Below are 24,307 nucleotides of genomic sequence, written 5' to 3'. Positions count from 1 at the left end.
AGTGAGGAACCGCCGGCGAACCGACCCTCATCCGAATGCTGCGAACGGGTCGGCCACGCCGATGTAGCAGGTCTCGAGGTACTCCTCGATACCTTCACGTCCTCCCTCGCGGCCGAGGCCGGACTGCTTCACGCCGCCGAACGGGGCTGCCGGGTTGGAGACCACGCCCGTGTTGAGGCCGAGCATCCCGGTCTCCAGACGTTCGCCCATCCGGAGCCCCCGATCGAGGTCGCGGGTGTAGACGTAGCCGACGAGACCGAACGGCGTGGCGTTCGCGAGGCGGACGGCCTCGTCCTCGGTGTCGAAGGGGACGATCGAGGCGACCGGTCCGAAGATCTCCTCGTCGAGGATGTCCGCGCCGGATGGCACGTCCATGAGGACGGTGGGCGGGAAGAAGTGGCCGGGACCGTCGAGTGCCCGGCCACCGAGGGCGAGACGGGCGCCCGCGGCGACGGCTCCGTCCACGAGACGGCCCACCCTGGCGACGGCCGCGGCATTGATGAGAGGACCCAGGCGCGTGGCCGGGTCGGTGCCGCGGCCGACCGTGACGCCGGACATCCTCGCCGCGAGGGCCTGTCCGAACTCGTCGGCGAGACTCCGGTGCACGAGGAAGCGGTTGGCGGCGACACAGGCATCACCGCCGTTGCGCAGCTTTGCGGCGAGGGCTCCTTCGACGGCGGCGTCGAGGTCGGCGTCGTCGAAGACGATGAAGGGGGCGTTGCCTCCGAGCTCCATCGACACCCGGACGACCTGGTCGGCAGAGGCGGCGATCAGCCGCTGACCAACCGGCGTCGAGCCGGTGAACGACAGCTTGCGCAGCCGCGCGTCTGCCAGGAGCGGGCCGCTCACCGACCCCGGGTCGGTCGTGGGGATGACGTTGAGGACACCGCGTGGCAGGCCGGCGTCCTCGAGGACCTCGGTGAGCAGCAGCGAGGTCAACGGAGTGAGCTCGGCAGGCTTGAGGACCATGGTGCAACCCGCAGCGATGGCGGGCGCGATCTTGCGGGTGGCCATGGCGAGCGGGAAGTTCCACGGCGTGATGAACAGGCACGGCCCGACCGGGCGCCTCGTGACGAGGAGACGGTTGGCTCCGTCGGGGGCCGTGGAGTACCGGCCGGAGATCCGGGGTGCCTCCTCCCCGAACCAGCGGAGGAACTCTGCACCGTAGGTGACCTCGGCGTGCGCCTCGGCAAGGGGTTTGCCCATCTCGAGGGTCATCGTCAGTGCGAAGTCCTCGGCCCTGATGGTCACGAGCTCGAAGGCCTGGCGCAGGATCTCTGCCCTGACGCGGGGTGGCGTGCGCCCCCACGACGGCTGGGCGTCGTGCGCCGCGTCCAGTGCGCGGAAGGCGTCCTCTGGCTGCGCGTCGGCGACCGTGGCGAGGACGGCTTCGGTGGCAGGGTCGCAGACCTCGAAGCGGCTGCCGTCCGCGGACTCCGTCCACCGGCCGTCGATGTAGAGGCCTGTGGGCAGGCGGCCGAGGAGTGAGCGCTCGGTGCCCTCGGTGACTGCAGATGTCGTCATGGCGTCCTTTCCTGAGCAGGGGAGGGTCATCGAGGATGCGTGGTCGTGCGCCAGCGGGGGCTACCGGCGCACGAGGTCGGGCCCGACGTCGCCGCAGGACCGGCACCCGGCGAGGGCCAGTGCCTCCTCGACCTCCGAGGCCATGTCGACGAGGAGGTCTCGCACCCCGTCGGATCCGCCGGTGGCGAGGGCCCAGATGACCGGTCGTCCGACGAGCACGGCCCGCGCTCCGAGGGCGAGCGCCTTGAGGACGTGCGATCCCGTGCTGACACCCCCGTCGACGTAGACCTCCACCCGGTCGCCGACGGCCTCGACGACCTCCGGCAGGGCCATCGGCGTTGGGACGACCCCGTCGAGCTGCCGCCCTCCGTGCGTCGACACGACCACGGCAGAAGCGCCGGCAGCCACACAGTCCCGGGCGGCCTCTGCGGTCAGCACTCCCTTGGCCACGACGGGCAGTCCGCTGGCCGCGGCGAGCCGTTCGAGGTCGTGGGGGCCGACGTCCGAGGCCTGCATCAGCCGTCGGTCGGCGACCTCGCGGTGGTCGAGCGACTCGATGACCCCGGTGGTCGGACGGGATACAGGGAGGCCGGCGCGCTTGCGAGCCACGCGTGGGGTGTCGACGGTGACCACGAGAGCCAGCGCACCGGCGGCGGCGGCACGGCGGCCGACCTCGTCGGTGACGCCGCGGTCCTGCAGCACGTAGAGCTGCTGCCAGAAGGGACCGGCAACGGCGGCGACAGCCTCCACCCGGGTGCTCGACCTCATCGACAGCACGAGGAGACTGCCCGCGGCCCGGGCCGCCCGGGCGACCCCGACCTCACCCTCGGGGTGGGCCAGCCGGTGGGTGGCAGTGGGGGCGACGAGGACGGGCGCGGTGATCGGCTGTCCGAGCACCTGAGACGCCGCCGCGGTCGCCGACACGTCCCGCAGCACCCTCGGCCGCAGCAGCACCTCGTCCCAGGCCTGCTCCTGCCGCGCGAGGGTGGTCTCGTCCCCCGCGCCGGCCGCGAAGTAGGCGAACACGTCTGGCGGGAGGGCGGCCTCGGCCCGGCCCCGCAGGGAGGCATGGTCGATCATCGCCCCGGGTCCAACCGATCCAGCTCGGCGCGGATCCACTCCAGCTCGCGCGAGACGTAGTCGACGATGTCGCCGTTCTTGAGGTGCGCGGGCAGCACGTCCCACGTGTAGGTCTCGATCTCGAGGTGGTCCGAGAGCGGGGTCCGGGCATGCACCTCGAGCGCGGCCACGATGCCGGACCGCGTCGTACTGAGACCGTCCAGGTCGTCGAGGAAGATCGGCACGTGGAAGTGCGTCCGCCACTCCCGGGGACCTCCGGCGGGGTCGGCGCGCCATGCCCTGATGGCGTCGGCGAGGTGGAGGAACCTCGTGAGGCGCCCGTCGCGACGCTCCGTCGTCTGACTGAGGTAGATCGTGTCCGTGAACGCCTCGATGGCGTCCACGGTGGAGTCGGTGACGACCGGGACACGGAGCGCGGCTGCAGCCTGCAGCTTGAAGACCGGGACCCCGGCCTCGCAGAGCAGCTCCAGCGACTGGGCGATGTCCTCGAACTGCACGGACTGGTGGCAGATGTCGAAGACGACGCCGAGGTGTCGACGGACCAGCCCGATGACCTCGCTGACGGGGAGCCCCGTGAGCCGCCGGAGGGTCGCCGTCCCGGTCAAGGACCAGACGTCCTCGCGAAACCAGTCCACCGTCTCCGTGGTCGTCTCGAGGAAGCAGGCGGGTTCCGGCTCCAGCGCGAGCTTGATCCGCCGTCCCGTCCTGCGCTCGAGGTCGACGAGGTGTGCCACCACGGTGAGGACGTTCTCCGTCAGCGTGGCCCGGTCCGCGGTCGTCAGCACCTTGGGTCGGAAGGCGAGCGGCGAGGTCTGGATGGACGGCGACACGTGGGCTGGGCAGACCTCGGCGAGGATGTCGGCGACCTGGCAGGTGTAGCGGACCCGGTCAGGATCCGACCAGTCGGGCTCGTAGACCTCCTCCATCACGGCACGACCCTTGAACGGGCCGTAGGGGAAGGCGTTGACGGTGTAGACGTACATGTCGTTCTCGTCCAGCCAGACCCGCAGACGTTCCCGCTCGCCCGGGTCGTCGGTCAGCGTCTGCGCCGACGAGGCAGACAGGCGGAGCGAGACGGCATACGGCGTGTCGGGCGACACCCTCCGCTTCACGGCCGGCGCGTAGGTCATGAGGCTGTCGCGCATCTCCGGCCAGGTGTCGCCCGGGTGCACGAGGGTGGAGTACGCGAGGTGCTCGGTGCGGGCGTTCACGACGACCTCCCGCTCTCGTGGGCCTCGAGGCGCTGACGCACCCGGGCGAGCAGCCGCGCTGCGCTGGCACCGGCCAGATGCTCGTCGACGGTGAGAGCGAGGTGCACGAAGGAGCCGATCCCGATCCCGCGTCCACCGTCGGGGAGCTCGACGACGGTGGGCCGGTCGACGACGTCTCCGAACGAGAGCGCGACGACCACGCCGTCCTCGAGCACGGGGACGTCGAAGAGGACGCCGGTGCCCCGGAGGTCCTGGACCGACAGGTCGGCCCAGGAGCCCTGCCCCTCAGAGCCGTTCAGGGATGCGTCTGAGGCTCCGAGGACCCGCTGGATCCCCTGCACTCCGAGGTCGTGGGCGTCGACGACCGTCCGTGGCGCGCCCCCGGGCGGCCCGTGCACCGACACCGTCGTACGGACGACCTCGGCCGTCGCCGCGCGCACGGACCGGACCGCCCGGACCGACGACTCGACGAGGCAGGCGAGCAGGTCAGGTGAGGTCGTCAGACGGGTGACCTCCACCTCGGTGACCGCGGTGTAGCGAGCGCGCACCGCGCCGGGCGCGGCGACCGGAGAGGCGAGCGGGAGGGACTCCGCCATCGAGGCCGCCCGGTTCACGTCGTCCGTCGTGACCCGGCCGCGCGGACCGGTGCCGGTGAGTCCCGCGAGGTGCACGCCCCGGTCGTGCGCCAGATGGCGTACCCGGGGAGAGTGCACCTGCCGGGGGCGGTGGCCACCTGAGGCGCGAGGCTCCGGCCGACCCCCGGGGAGGAAGGGCGCCAGCGACGGCGGCACGCTCACGACTGGAGCGCCTTCTCGACGGTCCTGGCGACGCTCTCGGCGGACGGCATGACGAGGTCCTCCAGGGAGTCGGCGGACGGCAGCGGGATGTGCGGGGTCGTGATCCTCTGCACCGGTCCGTCGAGGTCCCAGAACGCCTCGTCGGCGACGAGCGACGCGATCTCGGCGCCCCAGCCGAGCAGCTGGGGGTTCTCCTCGACGGTGAAGAGCCTGCCGGTCCTGGCGACCGAGTCGAGGATCGTCCGGGTGTCGAGAGGCACGAGGGAGCGCACGTCGATGACCTCGGCATCGATGCCGCGGGTGGCCAGGTCCTCCGCCGCGGCCAGCGCCCTGGGCACCATCATGCCGAGCGCCAGGATGGTCGCGTCGTGGCCGGGACGGCGAATCCTGGCGGTGCCGAGGGTGTCGACGATCTCACCGTCGGGCACCTCGCCCTTGGCGGCATAGAGACCCTTGTGCTCGCAGAAGATCACCGGGTCGTCGTCCCTGATGGCCGCGGCCATCAGGCCGATTACGTCCTCGGCGGTCGACGGCGTCACGACCTTGAGCCCCGGGATGGCCATCGCCCAGTTCTCGATCGACTGCGAGTGCTGGGCCCCGAAGCGCAGGCCGCCGCCGTTGCCCGTCTTGATGACGAGCGGCATCGTCACCTGCCCCGCGGTCATGTAGCGCGTCTTGGCGATCTGGTTCACCACGATGTCCCAGCACACGGCGAAGAAGTCCGAGAACATGATCTCCGCGACCGGTCGTAGCCCGGTCATCGCCGCGCCCGTGGCCGCGCCGAGGATGGCCTGCTCGCTGATGGGTGTGTCGATGACCCGCTTCGGGCCGAACTCGTCGAGCAGGCCGACCGTCGTCTTGAAGACGCCGCCGGCCCCGGCGATGTCCTCGCCGACGACGACGACCCGCTCGTCGCGGCGCATCTCCTGTGCGATGCCGCGCGCGACGGCATCTCGGTAGCTCAGTTGCGCCATGACCATCCTCCATCAGCCCAGACATCGGTGAACGCGCTCTCGGGAGAGGGGAGCTCGCCGGCGATGGCTCCCTCGGTGGCCGCATCGACAAGCGCGAGAGCCGTCGCGTCCATGGCGTCGAGCTCGGCTTCCGACACGCCGAGCCGCCCCAGTCGCTCGCGGTAGATCGTGAGTGGGTCGTACGCCTTCCAGGCGTCGACCTCACCGGTGGGACGGTACTTCCCGGGGTCGGCGCGCGAGTGCCCTCCGTGGCGGTAGGTCAGGGCCTCGACGAGCGAGGGGCCTAGCCCCGAGCGCGCCCGGTCGAGGGCTTCGAGCGCGGCGAGGTGCACGGCGTCGGCGTCGTTGCCGTCGACGACGATCGACTCGAGTCCGTACGCCGAGGCCCGGTCGGCCGCCGGGTGCGCGACGGCGGTGATGTCGCGGATGGACGTGTACTCCATGTAGAGGTTGTTCTCGCACACGAAGACGACCGGCAGGCGGTACACGGCGGCGTAGTTGAGGGCCTCGTGGAAGGCGCCGATGTTGGTGGTCCCGTCGCCGAAGAAGCAGACGGCCACCTGGCCCGACCCGCGGTACTGCGCGGACCACGCAGCTCCGTTGGCGATCGTCAGGTGGGCCCCGATGATGGCGTAGGACCCCATCATCCCGTGCTCGACGCTCGTGAGGTGCATCGAACCGCCCTTGCCCCCCATCAGGCCGTTGGCCCGTCCGAGCAGCTCGGCGAGCACCGGTGTCATCGGCACGCCCCTCGCGAGGGTGTGTGCGTGGCCGCGGTACGTGGCGAAGGTGTAGTCGTCCTCGCGCATGGCGGCCCCGAAGCCCGCCGCGATGGCCTCCATGCCGAGCGACAAGTGGCTCGTGCCCTTGACCAGCTGCTTCATGAAGAGGTCGTACGCGCGCTTCTCGAAGGTCCGCATCTCTCGCATCGAACGGTAGAGCTGCCGCCGCGTGTCGAGGTCGATGCCGAGGGCGTCGTTGCTGTCGCTGCGCTCCGGCGGGAGCACGACGCCGTGCTCGCCGTAGCGGTGTTCCGCCAGGGGCAGTCTCATGCGCCCACCTCCGCCGGGGTGGAGCTGTTCCTCGTGCTGGCATCGGCCTCGGTGCCGGTGCCGGTGCCGGCCTCGGTGCTGGAGTCGGCGTCGGTCCCGCGCGGCGCGCGGTTGAGATGGGACTGGCTGTCGCGCATCGTCGGCAGGTGGCCGCCGGTGGTGAAGTAGCGCTTGCCGGCCACGAGCAGCTCCTCGGCAGGGAACTTCGTGATGACCTCGCAGCCAGTGGCAGTCACGACGACCTCCTCCTCGATCCGGGCCGCCCCCCAGCCGTCGGCCGCGGGCCAGTAGGTCTCGAGGGCGAAGACCATGCCCTCCTCCAGCGTCTCGGGGCTGTCGAAGGAGGTGAGGCGGCTGAAGATCGGTCGTTCCCAGATCGACAGGCCCACGCCGTGGCCGTACTGGAGCGCGAAGGCCGCCTCCTCGTCGGCGAAGCCGAACTCCTGTGCCGTGGGCCACAGGGCGACGACGTCAGCCGTCGTCACGCCGGGCTTGACGATGTCGATCGCCCGGTCCATCAGCTCGCGACAGATCGTGTACGCGTCCCGCTGAGCCCGCGATGCGCTGCCCACGGCGAAGGTCCGGTAGTAGCAGGTCCGGTAGCCCATGTGGCTGTGCAGGATGTCGAAGAAGGCCGGGTCGCCGGGCCGGAGCAGACGGTCGGTGAAGACGTGCGGGTGCGGTGAGCACCGTTCTCCCGAAATGGCATTGACTCCCTCGACGTGCTCGGAGCCGAGGTCGTACAGCGTCTTGCTCACCACGCCGACGCACTCGTTCTCACGGACGCCCGGACGGAGGAACTCGTAGAGGTTCTCGTAGGCAGCGTCCACCATCGACGCTGCCTGCGTGAGCAGGCCGATCTCGTCCCCGGTCTTGATCCGCCTCGCCTCGAGGAAGAGCTGCTGTCCGTCGACGACGTGGAAACCCGCCGCCTCGAGCGCGAAGAGGACCGGCGGCTCGACGATGTCGACGCCGATGGCCTGGCCGTCGAGCCCGAAGTCGCGCATCACCTGGGCGACCTTGGCGGCCACGTCCGCGGCGCGCCCTGCCCCGGGGGAGATCGCGCCGCGCAGCGTGGAGATGCCCGCGCGGGCGCCGTAGTGGTCTCCTCGACCCGCAGCCGCGTGCGGCTCGTCGAGCCAGGTCGACTGCAACTGGTGGTGGCGGGCGGCCGACCCGAAGTCCCACAGGACGGGGTCTCCCCCGCGGGGGAGAATGGCGAAACGGATCATCTTGTCCATCGCCCATGTCCCGATGTGGGTCGCGGTCATGTAGCGGATGTTGTGGAAGTCGAAGGTCAGCAGGGCGCCGAGGTCCGACCGGTCGAGCTCCGCCTTGAGCCGGGCCAGGCGCTCGCGGCGCAGCCGGTCCAGGTCCAGGCGACTCTCCCAGTCGACCGCATTCGTGCCGTACGTCGGTGACACCATGACTACTCCTCGAGAACGTGGATGGATCGGCAGCTGGTCGGTCGCGGCCGGTGGCGCAGGGTCGGTGGCACCGGTCAGGCCGGCGTCGCGCCGGTCGGTGAGACGAGGATCTTGAGCTGGTCACCCGAGGGGTTGACGAGGACGTCGAAGCCGTCTGGAACGACCCGCTCCAGCTCGATCTGGGCCGTGACGGCCTTGGCGACGGGGTACTTCCCAGCGGCGATGAGCCGGATGATGCGTGGCCAGTCGGTGATGAGGTAGCACCAGCTGCCGATGTAGCTGATGTCCTTCTCCGACAGCCGCATCGCGTCGATCGTTGCCGGCTTGGTGTGCAGGCCGGTCTGCACGATCGAGCCACGCGTGCGCACGCTGTTCATCGCGGTGGTCAGGCCCGGGGTGCTGCCCGAGCACTCGGCGACCACGTCGACGCCGGTGCCTCGGGTGAGCTGTGCGATCGACTCGGCGAAACCCTCAGCGGTCGGGTCGAGGACCGGGCCGACGTCGAGGGAGGCCGCGAGCGCTGCACGGTTCGGATTGGGTTCGGCGATCACGACGGTCGCCGCGCCGAGGGCATCGGCGTAGAGCGCCGACAACACCCCGATGGGTCCGGCGCCGGTGACGAGCACGATGTCGCCGCCGCGGATCCCCACCCTGTCGATGCCGTATGCCGCCACGCTGGCCGGCTCGACGACGGCACCCTCCACGTCCGACACCTCGTCGGGGAGGGTCGAGACCTGGTACTCCTTGAGCACGGCGTACTGGGCGAGGCCCCCGGTCTCGGCGGAGAGCCCGGTGCAGGCGAACCGGACGCACAGGTGACCGAGTCCCTGCCGGCAGAAGGTGCATCGGCCGCAGACGATCGCGGGCATGATGCTCACACGGTCGCCCACCCTCACGTCGGTGACCTGCGGGCCCACCTCGACGACCCGTGCGGAGAACTCGTGCCCGAGCGTCTGGGGGAGGGTCACCCCGGTGAGGGGGTGCGGCGTGGTCGGGGTGACGATGGGGCCCACGAGGTACTCGTGCAGGTCGGTGCCGCAGATGCCGCACCAGAGGACCTCGACGAGGACCTCGTCGGGCGCCTTGATCTCGGGGGATCCGACGTCCTCGATGCGGATGTCGGACTGTCCGTGGAAGCGTGCTGCGCGCACTTGAGTCTCCTCGGTGGTTGTCGATGGATGACGGACCGCCCTGGCTGCAGGGTGATTCGAAGGTCGGGTGATGGTGTCGAGCGCTGTCAGGCCCTGACTCGGCGCACTTGGCTGTAGATCACGGCGGCAGCCACGATGAGGGCGCCCTGGAAGAAGTACTGCCACGTCTGCGACAGGTCGAGGAAGACCATGGCGTTGAAGACCTGGACGATGAGCCCGGCGCCGAGCAGCGTGCCGATGAACGTGCCGCGACCGCCCAGGAGGCTGGTGCCACCGAGGACCACCGCGGTGATGCTGCTCAGGGTGTAGCCCACGCCCTGAGCCGGGTCACCGATGCCGAGCTGGCCGAGCAGCACGATGGAGCCGAGGAAGACGAAGCAGGAGGCGGCGACGTAGGCCAGGACCGCCGTGCGGCCGACGTTGATCCCGACCCGGCGTGCGGCGTCCTCGTCGGATCCGATGGCGCGCAGTCGCAGGCCAGGGCCCCGTCTGCGCAGGGCGTACTCGAGCACCACGGCGGTGACGACGAGCAGCAGGAAGGCGACCGGTACGGGGCCGATCTTGGTCTTGACGAGGCGAGTGACCGAGATCGCGATGTTCCCTCCGGGCGAGTCCCGGAGAAGGTAGCTGAGGCCCTGGATGCCGATGTAGCTCGCCAGTGTGGCCGCCACCGGGGTGAACTTGGCGAAGCGGATCAGGCTGCCGTTGGCGGCTCCGGTGGCGGCGGCGACCGCCAGCATGACGACCAGTCCCAGCGCCATGACCGCGGCCGATTTCTCGGCGGTCAGGAAGAACGAGCCGACGACGACCAGGAAACCGGCGAGCGGTCCGACGGAGAGGTCGATTCCCCCGGTCATGAGAACGATCGTCTGCCCGAGGGCGATGAAGCCGAGGGCCGCGCACGAGGTCATGACCGACGTCAGGTTGAAGGGTGCGAGGTATCGCGAGTTCTGCGACAGCACGAAGGCGCCGAGAAGGAGCATGACGAGCGCGAGGATGACGACCGGGGCGTAGTCGCCGGTGAGGAAGCGGCTCCGCCGGGTCGAGACGGAGCCGGCCGTCCGGCTGGCGCCGCCCTGGTGCACCGTCGCGCTGACGGCCGAGTGGATGAGGCGTTCCTCAGTGACCTGGGCCCCCTCGACGACGTCGAGCACTGCTCCGCGTGACATGACCAGCACGCGGTCGCAGAGTCCTTCGAGCTCCTTGGCATCGGAGGACGCGACGACGACCGGCACGCCTGCGGCGGAGACCTCGCGCAGGATCCGGTAGATCTCCGCGCGTGCGCCGACGTCGACGCCCTGCGTCGGCTCGTCGGCCAGGACGATGGCGGGGCGGGAGAGCAGGGCCCGGGCGAGCACGACCTTCTGCTGGTTCCCTCCGGACAGGGCCGAGACGACGGTCTCGGGTGAGGCGGTCTTGACGTCGAGAGCGGTGAGCTCGGCCCCGACGAGGGTGTCCTCCCGGCGGCGGCTCAGCAGGACGCGACCCCGTAGCCGGTCCAGTGCGGAGAGAGCTGCGTTCTCCCGGACCGAGAGCGTCATCATCAGGCCCTCGTCGTGTCGGTCGGCCGGGAGGTAGGCCGAGCGCATGCGCAGGTCGCGCGATGTCCGCGACGCGCCGCCGACCGTGACCGAGCCGGAGAAGGCCGTGAGCCCGGCGAGCGCCCGCAGCACCTCGCTCTGGCCGTTGCCCGCGATGCCCGAGACGCCGATGATCTCCCCGGCGCGTGCCGTGAAGGAGACGTCGGAGAAGCCGGCACCCGAGATCCCGTCGACGGCGAGGACCCCATCACCCAGCTCATCCTGTGGCGGCTTCACCGGGAAGGTCGACTCGAGCTGGCGCCCGACGATGAGCGACAGCAGCTCGTCGTCGGTGATGGCCTCCACCTCGGCAGTTCCGCGTACCTTGCCGTCGCGCAGGACGGTGACGCGGTCAGCCAGCTCGCGGACCTCGGCGAGGCGGTGCGTGATGTAGACGACGGCGGTGCCGGTGGCCGCGGCCCGCCGCACGCGTTCGAAGAGCATGTCGACGGAGTCGGCTCCCAGCGGGGCGGTGGGCTCGTCGAGGATGAGCAGCTTCGGCTCCACCGCAAGCGCCTTGGCCAGCTCGAGGAGGTGGCGCTGGGCGACGCTGAGGTTGCCGACCCGGTCTTCGAGATGGGCGCTCGAGCCGACGTCGGCCAGCATCTGCTGCATCGTGCGGATCTGCTCCGCGCCGGTCCCGAGGACGGCCCCGGGCACGGCGACCACGATGTTCTCGGCAACGGTGAGGTCGGGCAGCACCGCTGGGTGCTGGTGGACGATCGCGATGCCGAGCTGGGTGGCCAGGGCGGGTGACAGCCGCTCGATGAGCCGCCCCGCGCCGGTGATGGTGCCGGCGTCCGGGCTCACCTCACCGGAGGCGACCCCCATGAGGGTCGACTTGCCCGCGCCGTTCTCGCCCAGCAGGGCGTGGACCTCGCCCCGACGGATCTCCAGGGAGACGTCGGTGAGCGCTGCGACCCCGTCGTAGTTCTTGCTGATGCCGGAGAGGACCATCGCCGACTCGGCGATCACCGCGGTGTCTCTGGTCACGTCCAGTCCTTCGGTCGGCGTTTCGGTCGGCATCTCGCTCAGCGTCTCGGTCTCGGTGTCGGTGGCGACATCGACCGGCACGGGGTCGGCCGGGCCGTCGGTCGTGACGGCACCGGCCGCCCCGTGCGGAGTCACTTGAGCAGCTTCGCCTGGTCCTGTCCGGCCATCTGGGCGGACAGGTAGATGTCACCGGGAAGGTCCTTCTTGCACGTCACCGGGCTGGGCTTCCCGCCGACCGAGTCCTCGAAGGCCGGAGCCTTGAACTGCTTCGACGCGGGCGGGGTGCCACCGGTCGCCAGGGCGACGGCCCACTGGACCGCCAGTCGGGCGTTGTCGTTGCCCGTGGCCACGGTGAAGAGCTTGAAGTCCGGGTTCTGCGCCTTGTGCGCCTCGTAGAAGCACGAGAGGACGTTGCCGTCGGACGTCGCCAGGGCAGGGATGGAGCGCTGGCTCTTCTCGAACTCCGGCAGAGCACCGACGAGGGATGGTCCGAAGTCGGACACGATCGCGTCGATCTTCGGGTACTTCGCGATGGCGGCACTGAGGACCTGCTGGGTCTTGGCGGGATCCCAGTTGGTGACCTCGAACGGCGCCTGCCCGATGAAGGTGTACTTCCCCGGGTCGAGGACCTCCTTCATGCCCTTGAGCTCGTCGAGGCCCTGGCTGTTGCCTGCGGGGCCGGACAGGAAGAGGATGTTGCCCCCGCTCGGCAGGGTCTTGGTGAGCCAGTCGGCCCAGTTCTTGCCGTCGGTGACGAAGTCGGCTCCCACCCAGACGTCGTAGTCCTTGCCGTCGGCGCCGCCCGGGTTGACCCGGTAGGGCACCGTGGTGACGCCGGCCTCCTTGGCGCTCTGCAAGGCAGGGAGCATGGCGTTGCCGGCGTCCGGGAAGACGACGAGTGCGTTGACTCCCTTGGCGACCAGGCCCTGGATGTCGGAGATGGCCTTCTGGGTGTCGCCCTGACCGTCGGCGTAGGTGAAGCTCGTGACGCTCGGGCACTTGGCGATCTCGTCCTTGGCGGAGGCCGTCGTGACGAGACGCCAGCTGTTGCCGCCGAACCCGTCGGTCAGGCCCAGGGTGATCTGCTTGGAGCCGCACCAGGATGGCGCCCCCGAGACGGTGCTGCCTCCGCTGGCGGCGGGAGAGGCGCCGTCGGACGAGCTGCCACAGGCTGCGAGAGCCAGGGCGGCGACGCTCGACACTGCGAGGACGCGGATGGCTGTGTTGGGTCGGGACATTACGGATCGACCTTTCTGATGGTCATGAGCCGGGTGAGGGATGAAGCACGAGGGGTCAGGCCGGGACGGTGCTGGCTGGACGCTGGGATCGCCGTCGCAGACGCGACCAGTTGATGGTGTAGAGCGCGACACCGATCGCGAACGCGGCCGACTGCACGAGGGTCTTGCCCGCGAAGTCGAAGCCGAGGGCCAGCACGAACTGGTCCAGCTGGATCAGGAAGAGCGCCGCGACGGCTGTGGCGACGAGGTTGCCCCGACCGCCGAGCAGGGAGGTGCCTCCGAGGACGACTGCTGCCACCGAGGCCAGCAGGTAGCTGTCGCCCTGGTATGCCGTGGGCTTGTTGAGGATGCCGGCCAGGAGCAGGGCCCCCAGCCAGTAGAAGACCTGCGCGAAGACGTAGCCGCCGGCCTTGAAGCCCTGCACGCGCAGACCAGCAGCCCACGCCGCCGAGCCGTTGGCCCCGACCGCCTCGAAGCGACGTCCCGACGCCGTCTTCTTGACGACCACCGTGACGACGGCGGTCGCGAGGACTGCGACGAGGACCGCGTGTGGGATCCCGAGAGCGCTGTCACCCGCGAGCCGGGCGAGCAGGTCGGTGGTCTGTCGGGGGGTCCCCCCGGACACGGCCAGCACCGCGGCGTAGAGCAGCGCGTTGGTGCCCAGGGTGGCGACGATCGGGTTGAGGCCGAGGCGTCCGATGAGCAGGCCGTTGCCGAGCCCGGTGAGGAGCGAGACCCCCAGCGCGAGCAGGGCGGCCGGGAGCACCTTGGAGTCGTCGCCGTAGGCCTGGTGGGTCACGATGACGATCACGAGTGACACCGAGCCTGCGACCGACAGGTCGATGCCGCCCTGCATGACGACCAGGGTCTGCCCGAGGGCGACGATGGCGAGCACGGCTGCGAACGGCAGCATGCTCTGGACGGCACCGGAGCTGACGCTGCTCGGGGCGAAGATGAAGCCGGCGACGACGAGAAGGGCCAACGCCGCGACCACGGTCAGCAGTCCACGCGAGAGCCCGCGGGGGGTGCGGCGCGACGGGCTGACCGTCTCGTTCTTCGGATCCATGACCCACTCCTCGACACTGAGGGTTTCGATGCTGACCGTCCGGATCACGGGCGACCAAGGTGTTGGGTGAGACTGTACATAGAGCGTTTGGCGTTAACAAGAGGTTCACGCTGGGGTCTTTGCCAACGAGACAAGACCGTGATGCGCGCCTCGGGACGGACAGGCGCGAAGCGGGCGAAACGCCTACTCGCGTGGGTCGCCTGCAGACTGGATACGACTCAGGTCGGCCATGTCTCGTGGGCCCCACCCGGCGTCGACGGCGCCCTGCACCCGCTGCAGCGTCTGCTCCGTCACCGGCAGCGCCGCGCCGGTCGTCCTGCCCTGCTCGGTGATCAGGCGCAGGTCCTTGGCGACGAGCTCCAAACTCATCGCGGCCGGCGTCTGCGGGTCGAGAAAAGCCGGGCGCTTGTAGCGGACGAAGGGAGCCCCGACGACACTGCGTTCGAGCACGTCGTAGGCCTCCGTCCGAGTGACTCCGGACCGCTCCGCGAGGACGAGGGCCTCTGCCAGGGCCGCGTTGAGGTCGTGGACCACGAGGTTGACCGCGAGCTTCATCGCCTGGCCTGCGCCGACGTCACCCACCCGGAGCACCTCGGCCGCGAAGGACTCGAGGACCCCCCGGGCGGCGATGACGTCGTCGGGCCGCCCGGACGCCATGACGAGCAAGGTGCCAGCGGTGACGGCGGGCACGCTCCCCGACACGGGAGCATCGACGAAGCGATGTCCTGCCTCCGTGAGCCGGCGACCCAGACTCGTTGCCGCCGCCACTCCGCTCGTCCCCAGGTCGATGACGAGGCAGTGGGTGGGCAGGGCGCTCAGCACGGCCTCCGAGAGCAGCAGCGACGTGGTCACGTCGCCGTCCGCGAGCATCGTCAGCACGACGTCCGCGTCCGTCACGGCATCCGAGGGGGTCGAGGACAGGACGAGCTCGCCGTGTGTCTGCGAGTCCACCAGGGCCTGGGCGGATGACAGCGTGCGGTTCCACACCCGCACCCGGTGCCCTGCGGCGGCCACGCGTCGCGCCATCGCCGACCCCATGCGGCCGGTGCCCAGGATCGCGACGTCAGCCACGGCGAGGATCCACCAGGATCTTGCCGCCCGCGGAGCCGGCCACGATCGGGTCGAGACCACGAGCGACGACGTCGTCGAGCGGCACCGTCGTGGTGCCGATGACGCCCGCCAGCGGACTGCTCTCGAGCAGCGCGAGGGCTCGGGGAATGTCCGTGGCGCAGATGTGGGCGACGGTGGTCGCGATGTCGACCTCACGCAGCACGATGTCGGCGAGGCCGAGCTCCTGCGGGGCTTTGACGAGGCCCACCAGCAGCGTCCGCCCTCCTCGCGCGCAGAGCGACAGCGCACGGGCCGCGGCGCCGGGCGCGCCCGAGCTCTCGATGACGACGTGGGGCTGGAGGGGAACGAGGTCCCGTAGCTCCTCGAGCGTCGTCTCGCGGCTCACCGCGACGGTGCTCGTCGCACCGAGTCGTCGCGCCACGTCGAGGCGGTCGGGGTCGACGTCCACCACGGTGACCGTGCCCCGGTGGCCACGCAGCCCGGCCAGGACGAAGGAGCCGATCGCGCCGGCGCCGAGCACGACGACGTCGTCCCCGTCGGCGATCCCGGCGCGGTCGATGGCGTGCAGGCCGACCGCGAAGGGCTGTGCGAGCGCCGCTTCCGTGTCGTCGCACCCGTCCGGGATGGTGACCAGGGTGCTGACGGGAGCGACGACGAGCTCGGCGAGTCCACCGTGGGTCGACAGGCCGAGCGTGTAGTAGCGCTCGCACAGGTTGGTGCGACCGACCGCGCACCAACGACAGGAACCGCACGAGACTCCCGCGCCGCAGGCCACCCGTCGGCCGGTCCATCGTCTTTCCCCGTCCCCGGCATGTGGGCCGGCGGCGACGACGGTCCCGATGAACTCGTGGCCGAGCACGGTGGGCCCCACGTGGCCGCTGCCGGTGTGTCGGTTCGTGAGCGGGACCATCATCGGTCCCTTCGCGTACTCGGTGGCGTCGGTACCGCACAGGCCGTTGAGCGCGACCTGGATGAGGACCTCACCCTCGCGGGGTCGTGGCTCTGGTCGGTCCTCGACCCGAAGGTCCGAGCGACCGTGGAGCACTCCTGCACGCATCATCGGTCTCCGTCGACCCGTCAGAGCCGGGCGGACGAGGTGATGTGGACCTTGACCTGGGACCGGTCCTCAAGAACGGCGGCGATCGCCTTCTCGGAGTCCGCCAGATCGTGGCTGGAGGTGACGAGTGGGCTGAGGTCCACCCCGCTCCGGGACAGGAAGCGCAGGGTCTGCGGCCAGACGCCGGGGGAGCCGATGATGCCGCGGGCCTGAAGCTCCTTGGACTGGAACAGCCCGAGCTTCGCAGGGGCGGAGCCGCCCACGTCGATCCCGATGTAGACGATCCGGGCGCGGAACGCAGCGACCTCGAGCGCCGCCGCCATCGCCGCCGGCTTGCCGCTCGCCTCGAAGACGACGGATGCCCCGTCGCCGTCGGTGGCCTCCTGCACCGCGTCTTCGAAGCCCTCGGCAGTGGGGTCGAGCACCTCGTCGGCACCGAGCCGCAGAGCGAGCTCCCCCCGGTCTGCTGAGGGCTCGGCCACGACGACCTTCGCACCTCGGCCCACCGATGCGGCCACGACGCCGAGCCCGATCGGTCCGGTCCCGAGCACGAGAACCGTGTCGCTCGCGTCGAGGTTGTCGGCGCGAACCGTCGCGTAGTAGCCGCAGCTGAACGGCTCGACCAGGGCACCCTGGGTCCACGAGAGGTTGTCGGGAAGGCGGTGGAGCCAGGCCTCCTTGGCCAGGAAGAACTCTGCGGCGGCACCGCTGATGCTGAAGCCGAAGTGGTCGTCACCGATGACGCACTCGCCGACGACCCGGTCGCCGACGCCGAGGCCCTTGACATCGCGGCCCACGCGGACGACCTCGCCGGACCACTCGTGGCCCGGGATCACCGGGAAGGCGAAGGGGATGATGTAGCGGCCGGCGAGGAGCTCGATGTCGGAGTGGCAGATCCCGACGCTCCGACTGGCGACGAGCACCTCGTCCGGACCCGGCTCGGGGACGGCGACCTCGTTGAGGTGGAACTGGTCGGGCCCGGTGAACTGCAGCGCGCGCATATGACGTCCTCGGCAGATGGCTCGGAGCGGTGCAAACCGCTGAACAGGTGGAACGACGGGAGTTCAGTCAGAGTGAACGCTCCACGACGACCTGTCAAGCAGTCCGGCGGTCAGGACGTGGGGTGGACCACGAACCAGATCCCGCGGGCCGGCTGTGAATGCAGGTTGCGGAAGAGGTGGGGCTGGGAGGAGTCGAAGCCGAGGGCCTCTCCCGCATGCAGGGTGAAGACGTCGAAGCCCACCGTGATCTCGAGCTCGCCCTCGAGGAGGTACCCGAACTCGGCGCCGGCGTGCTGCAGCATCCGGCCGTCGTTGGTCGAGTTGCTGTGCGGGGGATACATGATCTCGATGAAGTCGAGGTCCCCGCCGGTGTTGTCGGCCAAGCGTTCCCACACGACGCCGGTGTCCATCTCGAGACGGGATCGGCCGCCGGACCTGGTGACGGAGACGCGCTCGGCACGACCGGTGCGGGGAACGGCGTCGACAGGGGAGCTGATCTCCGACCGGCTCGGGAGGCCCTCCGCGTTCGCCGGACGCGGGGCGGCGGCCAGGGACTCGGTGCCGTCGGCGTCGCCACCCGTGCCCGAGGGCGAGCTCGCAGCGCCGGCGTCCACGGCGAAGAGCTCGTCGATCGACACGCCCAACAGCTGGGCCAAGGAGTAGAGGGTGGCCACCGACGGTTGCGACTTGCCGTTCTCGAGCTGGGACACGAAGGAGGGCGAGACCCCCAGCTGTCGGGACACCTCGCGAAGGGACATCCCGGTGGCGAGCCGCACCTTGCGGAGGCGGCCACCGAGGTTCTCGACCTGCTCGACCACTCTCGGCTCACCCCTGTGCTGGCGTCGGTTTTCCCCGACAGTAGCGCGATGCGACCCGTCCTGCCCGATCCGGCCGGCGCTCACCCGGGCACCGTCGCGTCACGACTCGGGACCGGCCCGCCACGGCACGTGCCGGGCCTGAAGGGGCACGAGAGGATGGGCGTGGCGTGGGTCCGGGTGAGGATGCGTCCAGCCATGGGGGTCCTCCTCGGGAGCCGGGATGTGGTCGGGGTGGAACGGTCGAGGGCAGACGCAGGCGAGCTGTTTCGAGGTAACGTTAATCATCACTTGACGCCCTGTCCAGATCGCGGCACCATCGGCCTGTCGCGGACATGGACGCTCGGACGTCATCCGCCGCACCGTCAGCATCGCCCGAAGGAGCGCGCATGGCACCCACTGCCCTCGTCGTAGGAATCACCGGCATCGGTGGACAGAACTGCGCGCACGCCCTGTTGGACAAGGGTTTCGACGTAGTGGGCCTCTCCCGTTCCGTGCGGGAGCCCGTTCCCGGCGTCGACCACGTCCTCGCTGACGTCCTCGACCCCGAGTCCGTCGAGCGTGCGGTCGCAGGCAGGTCGATCTCCCACCTGGTGTTCACCACCTGGCAACGCCAGGCAACAGAGGCGGAGAACTGCCGGGTCAACGGTGCGATGCTGCGCAACACCCTCGAGGTGCTCGGTCGCACCACCACCCTCGAGCACGCTGTCCTCGTGACCGGCCTCAAGCACTACCTCGGTCCCTTCGAGGCCTACGCGAAGGCCCCGGCCGAAACGCCCTTCCGCGAGAGCCAAGGGCGACTGCCGTTCGAGAACTTCTACTACGTCCAGGAGGACGCGCTCTTCGAGGCAGCGGCCCAGCAGGGCTTCACGTGGTCGGTGCACCGACCGCACACGATGATCGGCTACGCGCTCGGCAACGCGATGAACATGGGGGTCACGCTTGCCGTCTACGGCAGCATCTGTCGCCAGACGGGGCAGCCCTTCGTGTTCCCCGGGAGCCCACAGCAGTGGGCAGGCGTCACCGACATCACCGACGCGCGCCTTCTGGGCAGGCACGTCGCATGGTCGGCGACCGACCCCGCCGGGCGGGACCAGGCCTTCAACACCGTCAACGGTGAGGTCTTCCGGTGGCGCCAGATGTGGAGCCGGGTCGCGGAGGGCCTCGGTGTCGAACCCGCCGAGTACCCCGGTCAGCCGCAGCCCCTCGAGGGGCGCATGACCCACGCCGGCGAGGCGTGGGCCGACCTGGTCGCGCGCCATGATCTCGCCCCGCACCCGGTGACGGAGCTGGCGTCGTGGTGGCACACGGACGCTGATCTGGGTCGCACGGTCGAGACGTTCGCCGACATGGGCAAGAGTCGCAAGCTGGGCTTCCTCGACTACCAGGACTCGGCGGACTCGTTCCTCGACCTCTTCGAGACGCTGCGACAGCGAAGGATCATCCCTCCCCTGTGAGCCCGGGAGCGACGAAGCCGCGGTCCGGACACGGGTCCGGCCGTCGGCCGCAGGGGCTCACGTGTTGCCGCCGGCCCAGCCGGTGACCCGGACGATGCGGCACACGAGCATGCGGTGGAAGGGCTTGTCGGCGTACTGCGGCACGCTGCTGGCCAGTCGGTCGGCGAGCACGTCGGTCAGGGAGGACGGTGGGTCGCTGATGTGCCGGAGCTCGGCGCGCACCCACCAGAGCCTCGACCAGTCGTCGGCCTCCCAGCGCTCGATGAGCAGGGAACACCGCGGGTCGGCCGCCAGGTTGGCCTCGCGCTGGAGCCGGGAGGACGTCTTGGGCTTGACCGTGTCGATCCCGATGCCGACGTGCCCGTCATGGCTCACGGCATACACGACCGGGACCGGGTCGGGCCCGCGTTCGGGGTGCAGGGTGCACAGGACGCCGTGGACCTGCTCGCCCAGGCGGGCCAGAGCCGTCTCCTCGTTCAGCCTCATCGCGCATTCCTCTGGCAGATGTGTACGCGGCTTGCGTCCGTGACCATGCGCACCACGTCTACCCTGACTCGCGGTCATCGGATTCACACCCCCCCGGGGGGTTATGACCCTGGATCTTGAAGGTCGCAGACTGCTGCGTCCTAGCATCCAGGATTGCTCCCGGGTGCCATAGCGCTACCGGCGGGTTCTCGAGCGAACGAAGAGTTGCCAGAGGCGCTGACCAGCGGAGGCGGGGCGCTGTAGCTCTCGATGACTGCTGTCCTGGAGACGGAGCGACGGAGGCGAGCCTGACCCAGCTTCCTTCCGGTGCTGTGCGGACCCGGCGCGCGCTCAAGATGATCGAACCCGCAACCTGTCTGATCCTGACGGGGTGCCCACCGGCCGAGAGGTTGCGCGGAGGTGGTTGGGTGATGATCCCGCTGACGGAAAGCGTGCCGAAGCTCGAGCTCTCGAAGCAGTCGACGACTGCGCCGCCGGCGTAGCTCCGGAGTCCGGCCGTGCAGATGTACGCGCCGGCTTGGTGCGCGGTCTGAGCGGGCAGTCCTGGCTCCCGTTGGGGCAAGCGTCACTGGCTTGCTGAGGTCACCTCGATGACGTGCAGCGGCGTGCCCTGCTGGCAGGTCGTCACCAGGCCCGGCTCGGGCCGGCCGCGGACGGTCACCCTCGCGCCAGCCACGATCGCCGGGTCCTGGCCGACGAGCTGGTAGACCGTCGCCCCCGCGCGCAGGATGACGCAGCCGCGCTCCACGCCGGCCTCCACCGTGCCGGTGACCGTGACCTCGCCGGACGGCGGCGGCGGGTACTTCGGGGAGTAGGACAGGCTGGGCATCGGCGACTCCGACGGTGCGCTGGACGAGGTGACTGTGACGGTGTCGGACGGTTGGGGGCCCGGCCCCGGCGTGGGAGAGGCGCATCCGGCCAGCAGCGCGGCGAAGGCCGCGACCGCGACGACTGGAGTCGGTACCCGCCTCATGGACATCTGGCGCAGCACGGTCCTCCCTTGGTTCCCCGAGCATAGCCAGGGCCCAGGACGCGGCCGGCGGACCCCGCGAACGGGACCCGCCGGTGTTCCGCGTGCGGGACTAGCTCGTGACGCTCACGACCGTGGAGCCGATCGTGTTGGTGCCATCACCGAAGTCGATGACACCCAGGTAGCTCGTCCCGGCGGCGAGGCCACTCCAGCCAGCCGTCACCGTGGCTGTCTGGGCCAACGTCACCGACTGCGTTGCCGGGGTGGCGGTGAAGCCGGACGCCGCCGCCGGGACCACATACGTATGCGTGGTCACGTCGAAGGCGCCCTGGCCGCCGCCGGGCTGCGCGAACAGCACCGCATAGATGTCGTACGAGCCCGAGGCCGTGGTGTTCACAGTCTCCTCGGCCGTACCGCCCGCGCTCTGGCCGACCAGCGCGTTGGTGCCCGCCCGGTAGACGAAGACGTCCACGTCGGTGCCGTCCGGGTAGTCGGAGCCGTGCGTGCCGAAGCGCGCATATCGGCTACCCGCCGGAACGGTGACCGTCACCTTCGACACGGCCGGACCCGTGGCCGGAGCCGCCGGGTTGAACGCCGTGTTGATGCCGGTCAGGTGCGCCACGGTCGGCGCGTCGGGCGCGAGGCCACGGGGCGTCGCGGTGAGCGTGCCGTTGTAGCCCGGGGTCAGCGAGACCGCAGTGGTGCCGGTAGCGCCGGAGGCCGCGACCTCCACCGGGGCAGCCAGCGGCACAGGGTTGACCGCGATGTTGCTGCGGACAATCTGGCTGCCGTTGGTCCGCTCCCAGGTGAGCGAGCCGAACCCGTAGCGGCCGAACGGCGCGGTCGTCCGGGAGATCGTCACGGAGTACGTGATGGTCTTGCCCGGCTTGACGACGAAGTGGTCCGGCGTGACCTTGACGGTGAAGCCGGCCGGAGCCACAACCTTGGCCTTGTAGTTGCCGACGCCGACGTCCACGTTCGTGACCGTGCGGGTGAGCGTCTGCGAGCCCGCGAGGTCACCGATCGCCAGCGTGGGGTAGTTCAGGTTGCTGGCGTCGATCGAGCCGAACGAGTCGCACACGGCGTCGCCGAACACCGGCTGGAACTCGCCCAGGCCGCAACCGAACTGGACCCAGTCGGTCAGGCTGGAGTCGTAGACCAGTCCAGGGCTGAAGGCGCCGGCCGGAGTCACGTGCCCCGCTCCGAAGTTCAGCGGCGTGGCCCGGTTGACCCCGTCTGGACCCAGGATCGGTTTCCCCATGTTGTCGACCTGGCTGGCCGAGGTCATGAGTGCCGACTTGACCGCCATCGGCGACCAGTCCGGGTGCTTCTGAATCACCAGGGCTGCGATACCCGCGATATGCGGGCTCGACATCGAGGTGCCGGACTCAGCGTCGTAGAAGTTGCCGTTGTCTGCCGCGGGAGAGACCGCCGCGACCACGTCCACGCCGGGTGCGGTGATGTCCGGCTTGAGCAGGTCGCCGCCGGCGGCGAGGGCGGGCCCGTTGGAGGAGAACGCGGCCATGGCCGGGGCCTCCGTCTGGACCTGGGTCGCCGCCGAGAGGCTCGCTGTCGCCCCGGCACCGGCCGAGCTGATGTAGGCCAGGATCGAGGTGCGGTCGGTGTCGCTCACGTGAATCGTCGGCACGAAGTGGAAGTCCGCGTTCAGCGAGTTCGGCGACACGTTGCCGAGGATCATGCCTACGCCGCCGGCGTTCTTGACGGCGAGGCTCTTGTCGGTCCGCGCGTTGACACCGCGGTCGCACAGGACGATCTTTCCCGCGACCTTGGTCGGGTCCAGCGCCGGTTGGATGCCCGGCGTCACGCCGTCGACGTCGCTGAAGCACTGCTGGACCAGCGTGGGGTTCACGCCCGGCAGTCCCACGTTGCCGGCATAGACCAGGGGCGATGAAGCGACGGCCGGCCCAACGCCGGGGCCGGAGTAGACGTGGCCGTCACCGGTGGTGGCAGTACGGGCGAAGGACCGGTCGTGCGTGCTCGCGGCGACGGTGGTGAGCCATGGCGAGTTGTGCGCGACGGTGCTGGCCCCCGGCCCGCTGTTGCCGGCCGACGCTGCGACGAAGACGCCCGCGTCCGCGGCGAACATGAAGTTGATCTCGACCGCGTCGTTGACCTCATCGGTCGCTCCGGAGAACGACAGGTTGATCACGTCCACGCCGTCGGACACGGCCGCGTTGATGGCGGCGACGATGTCGGTGCTGGTCGCGCTGGCGGTGCCGTCGGCCTTGTTCCAGCCGATCTTGTACACCGACAGGCGGGCGTTCGGGGCCATGCCGGATGCGGTGCCCAGGCTCAGACCGTTGATCGTGACTGGCGCGCCGTGGTCGCCCGCGGCCGTGCTCGCGGTGTGCGAGCCGTGGCTGTTGCGGTCACGAGGCGAGTGGAACTCGTTGGCGCCGGGGCCGTTGCTGAGGCCGCCCGCGTCGAAGAACCGCGCACCGATCACCTTGTTGTTGCAGGCGATGCGGTGGGTGATGTCCGGGTCGTTGCCCGCGTCGCAGACGCCGTGGAACTTCGCCGCGATGGTCGCGGCGTCGGGCCGCGGTTCGCTCAGCGGCGCGAAGCTCGGGCTCTCGGGCCAGAAGCCGGTGTCGAGGACGCCGACGATGACGCCCTCACCCGCGTGGTTGACGCTCCCGAACTGCTTGTTCCAGACGCCGTTCCCGCCGTCGAGGCCCAGGAACCTGGGCGTCGACACGGTGTCGGCGGTGAAGATGGCGTCCTTCCAGACGTGGAGCACACCCGGCTTGGACTTCAGCCGCGCGGCTTCGGTCGCCGTCATCGTCATGGCGAAACCGTTCATCGTAACGTCGTACACGTTGGTCACCGTGTGGCCGCTGAGGTGTGCGTTCTTGAGTACCGCGGTGCGCTGGTCGCGCAGGTGCCCCCGGTAGGCCTGGGCGGCCTGGGTCCGGGTGTCGAGCCGCTTGCCGGCACCGGGCTTGGTAGCGGCGAAACCCTTGACGTCGCCCTGATAGCCGGCTATCGGGCTGCCGGCCAGTTGGACGATATACATTGCTGTGCTGTCGTCCGTCGTGACTGACTGGGCCACGCTCTGGTTCGGCATGAAGAGGGCTATCGCACCCGCCATCGCCGCACCAATGAGAGCTGGACGTCGCCTACCGGCTAACCGAGTCAATGCCATGGTTGAGCACCTCCATGACCCCGAGTGCTTCGCGTCGTCGCGAAGACAATGGGGGAAGGCTAGTGGCTAGCGGTTGGCCATGGCACGAGAATCACATTTGCAGGCGGGACGCCTGCGTCGCGCTGGTCTGCCCATCTGTCGACGACGCTTGAAAACGAGGCCATAGCGACGGTCGAAAACGAGGCCACCCA

Annotated in this window: 19 protein-coding genes; 1 reads left to right on the top strand and 18 read right to left on the bottom strand. The window is 70.0% G+C overall.

Going from position 1 to position 24,307, the window contains the following annotated elements; all coding sequences use genetic code 11:
- Positions 1–27 precede the first annotated feature (27 nt).
- The 15 genes from NR112_RS13415 to NR112_RS22945 form a co-directional block, all read right to left on the bottom strand.
- Positions 28–1,524: an NAD-dependent succinate-semialdehyde dehydrogenase gene (locus tag NR112_RS13415; protein ID WP_256794807.1), complete on the bottom strand. Its 1,497-nt coding sequence runs from the start codon at positions 1,522–1,524 to the stop codon at positions 28–30.
- A gap of 60 nt (positions 1,525–1,584) precedes the next feature.
- Positions 1,585–2,604, bottom strand: a complete 1,020-nt coding sequence (locus NR112_RS13410) for an alpha-hydroxy acid oxidase (RefSeq protein ID WP_256794806.1) — start codon at positions 2,602–2,604, stop codon at positions 1,585–1,587.
- On the bottom strand, positions 2,601–3,815 hold the full coding sequence (eboE, locus tag NR112_RS13405; protein WP_256794805.1) for a metabolite traffic protein EboE: 1,215 nt from the start codon (positions 3,813–3,815) through the stop codon (positions 2,601–2,603). The genes NR112_RS13410 and eboE overlap by 4 nt, the downstream gene beginning before the upstream one ends.
- Complete coding sequence (locus NR112_RS22950) at positions 3,812–4,528, bottom strand: E3 binding domain-containing protein (RefSeq protein ID WP_256795068.1); 717 nt, start codon at positions 4,526–4,528, stop codon at positions 3,812–3,814. The genes eboE and NR112_RS22950 overlap by 4 nt, the downstream gene beginning before the upstream one ends.
- A gap of 80 nt (positions 4,529–4,608) precedes the next feature.
- Entirely contained in the window at positions 4,609–5,586 is a 978-nt protein-coding gene (locus NR112_RS13395) for an alpha-ketoacid dehydrogenase subunit beta (protein ID WP_256794804.1), read from the bottom strand.
- Positions 5,574–6,638 carry a thiamine pyrophosphate-dependent dehydrogenase E1 component subunit alpha gene (locus NR112_RS13390; RefSeq protein ID WP_256794803.1) on the bottom strand — a complete coding sequence of 355 codons (1,065 nt, stop codon included), beginning with the start codon at positions 6,636–6,638 and terminating at the stop codon, positions 5,574–5,576. Before NR112_RS13390 ends, NR112_RS13395 begins: the two co-directional genes overlap by 13 nt.
- Entirely contained in the window at positions 6,635–8,065 is a 1,431-nt protein-coding gene (locus NR112_RS13385) for a Xaa-Pro peptidase family protein (protein ID WP_256794802.1), read from the bottom strand. The genes NR112_RS13390 and NR112_RS13385 overlap by 4 nt, the downstream gene beginning before the upstream one ends.
- A 74-nt stretch (positions 8,066–8,139) precedes the next feature.
- Positions 8,140–9,216 (bottom strand): 2,3-butanediol dehydrogenase, encoded by a 1,077-nt coding sequence (locus NR112_RS13380; protein ID WP_256794801.1) that lies wholly within the window; start codon positions 9,214–9,216, stop codon positions 8,140–8,142.
- Between the two features lie 86 nt (positions 9,217–9,302).
- Positions 9,303–11,924, bottom strand: coding sequence for an ATP-binding cassette domain-containing protein (locus tag NR112_RS13375; protein ID WP_256794800.1), 2,622 nt, complete (start codon positions 11,922–11,924; stop codon positions 9,303–9,305).
- Positions 11,921–13,027: a substrate-binding domain-containing protein gene (locus NR112_RS13370; protein WP_256794799.1), complete on the bottom strand. Its 1,107-nt coding sequence runs from the start codon at positions 13,025–13,027 to the stop codon at positions 11,921–11,923. Before NR112_RS13370 ends, NR112_RS13375 begins: the two co-directional genes overlap by 4 nt.
- 55 nt (positions 13,028–13,082) lie before the next feature.
- A complete protein-coding gene (locus tag NR112_RS13365; protein ID WP_256794798.1) occupies positions 13,083–14,093 on the bottom strand; it encodes an ABC transporter permease in 1,011 nt (336 codons plus the stop codon).
- 183 nt (positions 14,094–14,276) lie between these two features.
- Complete coding sequence (locus tag NR112_RS13360) at positions 14,277–15,164, bottom strand: NAD(P)-dependent oxidoreductase (RefSeq protein WP_256794797.1); 888 nt, start codon at positions 15,162–15,164, stop codon at positions 14,277–14,279.
- A complete protein-coding gene (locus NR112_RS13355) occupies positions 15,157–16,224 on the bottom strand; it encodes a zinc-binding dehydrogenase (protein WP_256794796.1) in 1,068 nt (355 codons plus the stop codon). The genes NR112_RS13360 and NR112_RS13355 overlap by 8 nt, the downstream gene beginning before the upstream one ends.
- 17 nt (positions 16,225–16,241) lie before the next feature.
- Positions 16,242–17,222, bottom strand: coding sequence for a zinc-binding dehydrogenase (locus tag NR112_RS13350; protein ID WP_256794795.1), 981 nt, complete (start codon positions 17,220–17,222; stop codon positions 16,242–16,244).
- Between the two features lie 110 nt (positions 17,223–17,332).
- Positions 17,333–18,040 (bottom strand): XRE family transcriptional regulator, encoded by a 708-nt coding sequence (locus NR112_RS22945; RefSeq protein ID WP_256794794.1) that lies wholly within the window; start codon positions 18,038–18,040, stop codon positions 17,333–17,335.
- 386 nt (positions 18,041–18,426) lie between these two features.
- Here NR112_RS22945 and NR112_RS13340 point away from each other — a divergent pair, with 386 nt between their 5' ends.
- On the top strand, positions 18,427–19,494 hold the full coding sequence (locus tag NR112_RS13340; protein WP_256794793.1) for an SDR family oxidoreductase: 1,068 nt from the start codon (positions 18,427–18,429) through the stop codon (positions 19,492–19,494).
- A 57-nt stretch (positions 19,495–19,551) separates the two neighbouring features.
- Here the strand turns inward: NR112_RS13340 and NR112_RS13335 are convergent, their stop codons facing one another.
- From NR112_RS13335 to NR112_RS13325, 3 genes are all read right to left on the bottom strand, one after another.
- The gene (locus tag NR112_RS13335) at positions 19,552–19,980 is read right to left on the bottom strand and encodes a pyridoxamine 5'-phosphate oxidase family protein (RefSeq protein ID WP_256794792.1); all 429 of its coding nucleotides are present in this window, start codon (positions 19,978–19,980) and stop codon (positions 19,552–19,554) included.
- A 565-nt stretch (positions 19,981–20,545) separates the two neighbouring features.
- Positions 20,546–20,809: a hypothetical protein gene (locus NR112_RS13330; protein WP_256794791.1), complete on the bottom strand. Its 264-nt coding sequence runs from the start codon at positions 20,807–20,809 to the stop codon at positions 20,546–20,548.
- 253 nt (positions 20,810–21,062) lie between these two features.
- A complete protein-coding gene (locus tag NR112_RS13325; protein ID WP_256794790.1) occupies positions 21,063–23,987 on the bottom strand; it encodes a S8 family serine peptidase in 2,925 nt (974 codons plus the stop codon).
- Positions 23,988–24,307: the final 320 nt, after the last annotated feature.

The sequence above is a fragment of the Terrabacter sp. Ter38 genome (assembly GCF_024519435.1).
Classification (GTDB): domain Bacteria; phylum Actinomycetota; class Actinomycetes; order Actinomycetales; family Dermatophilaceae; genus Terrabacter.
The sequence above is the reverse complement of the archived record's forward strand: the minus strand, read 5'-3'. Positions and strand labels throughout refer to the sequence as shown.

Bases quoted from the DNA above. Each gene is read 5' to 3' on its own strand.
- NR112_RS13415 (WP_256794807.1), bottom strand. From the start codon at position 1,524: ATGACGACATCTGCAGTCACCGAGGGCACCGAGCGCTCACTCCTCGGC.
- NR112_RS13410 (WP_256794806.1), bottom strand. From the start codon at position 2,604: ATGATCGACCATGCCTCCCTGCGGGGCCGGGCCGAGGCCGCCCTCCCG.
- NR112_RS13395 (WP_256794804.1), bottom strand. From the start codon at position 5,586: ATGGCGCAACTGAGCTACCGAGATGCCGTCGCGCGCGGCATCGCACAG.
- NR112_RS13390 (WP_256794803.1), bottom strand. From the start codon at position 6,638: ATGAGACTGCCCCTGGCGGAACACCGCTACGGCGAGCACGGCGTCGTG.
- NR112_RS13385 (WP_256794802.1), bottom strand. From the start codon at position 8,065: ATGGTGTCACCGACGTACGGCACGAATGCGGTCGACTGGGAGAGTCGC.
- NR112_RS13370 (WP_256794799.1), bottom strand. From the start codon at position 13,027: ATGTCCCGACCCAACACAGCCATCCGCGTCCTCGCAGTGTCGAGCGTC.
- NR112_RS13365 (WP_256794798.1), bottom strand. From the start codon at position 14,093: ATGGATCCGAAGAACGAGACGGTCAGCCCGTCGCGCCGCACCCCCCGC.
- NR112_RS13355 (WP_256794796.1), bottom strand. From the start codon at position 16,224: ATGATGCGTGCAGGAGTGCTCCACGGTCGCTCGGACCTTCGGGTCGAG.
- NR112_RS13350 (WP_256794795.1), bottom strand. From the start codon at position 17,222: ATGCGCGCGCTGCAGTTCACCGGGCCCGACCAGTTCCACCTCAACGAG.
- NR112_RS13340 (WP_256794793.1), top strand. From the start codon at position 18,427: ATGGCACCCACTGCCCTCGTCGTAGGAATCACCGGCATCGGTGGACAG.
- NR112_RS13335 (WP_256794792.1), bottom strand. From the start codon at position 19,980: ATGAGGCTGAACGAGGAGACGGCTCTGGCCCGCCTGGGCGAGCAGGTC.
- NR112_RS13330 (WP_256794791.1), bottom strand. From the start codon at position 20,809: ATGCCCAGCCTGTCCTACTCCCCGAAGTACCCGCCGCCGCCGTCCGGC.
- NR112_RS13325 (WP_256794790.1), bottom strand. From the start codon at position 23,987: ATGTATATCGTCCAACTGGCCGGCAGCCCGATAGCCGGCTATCAGGGC.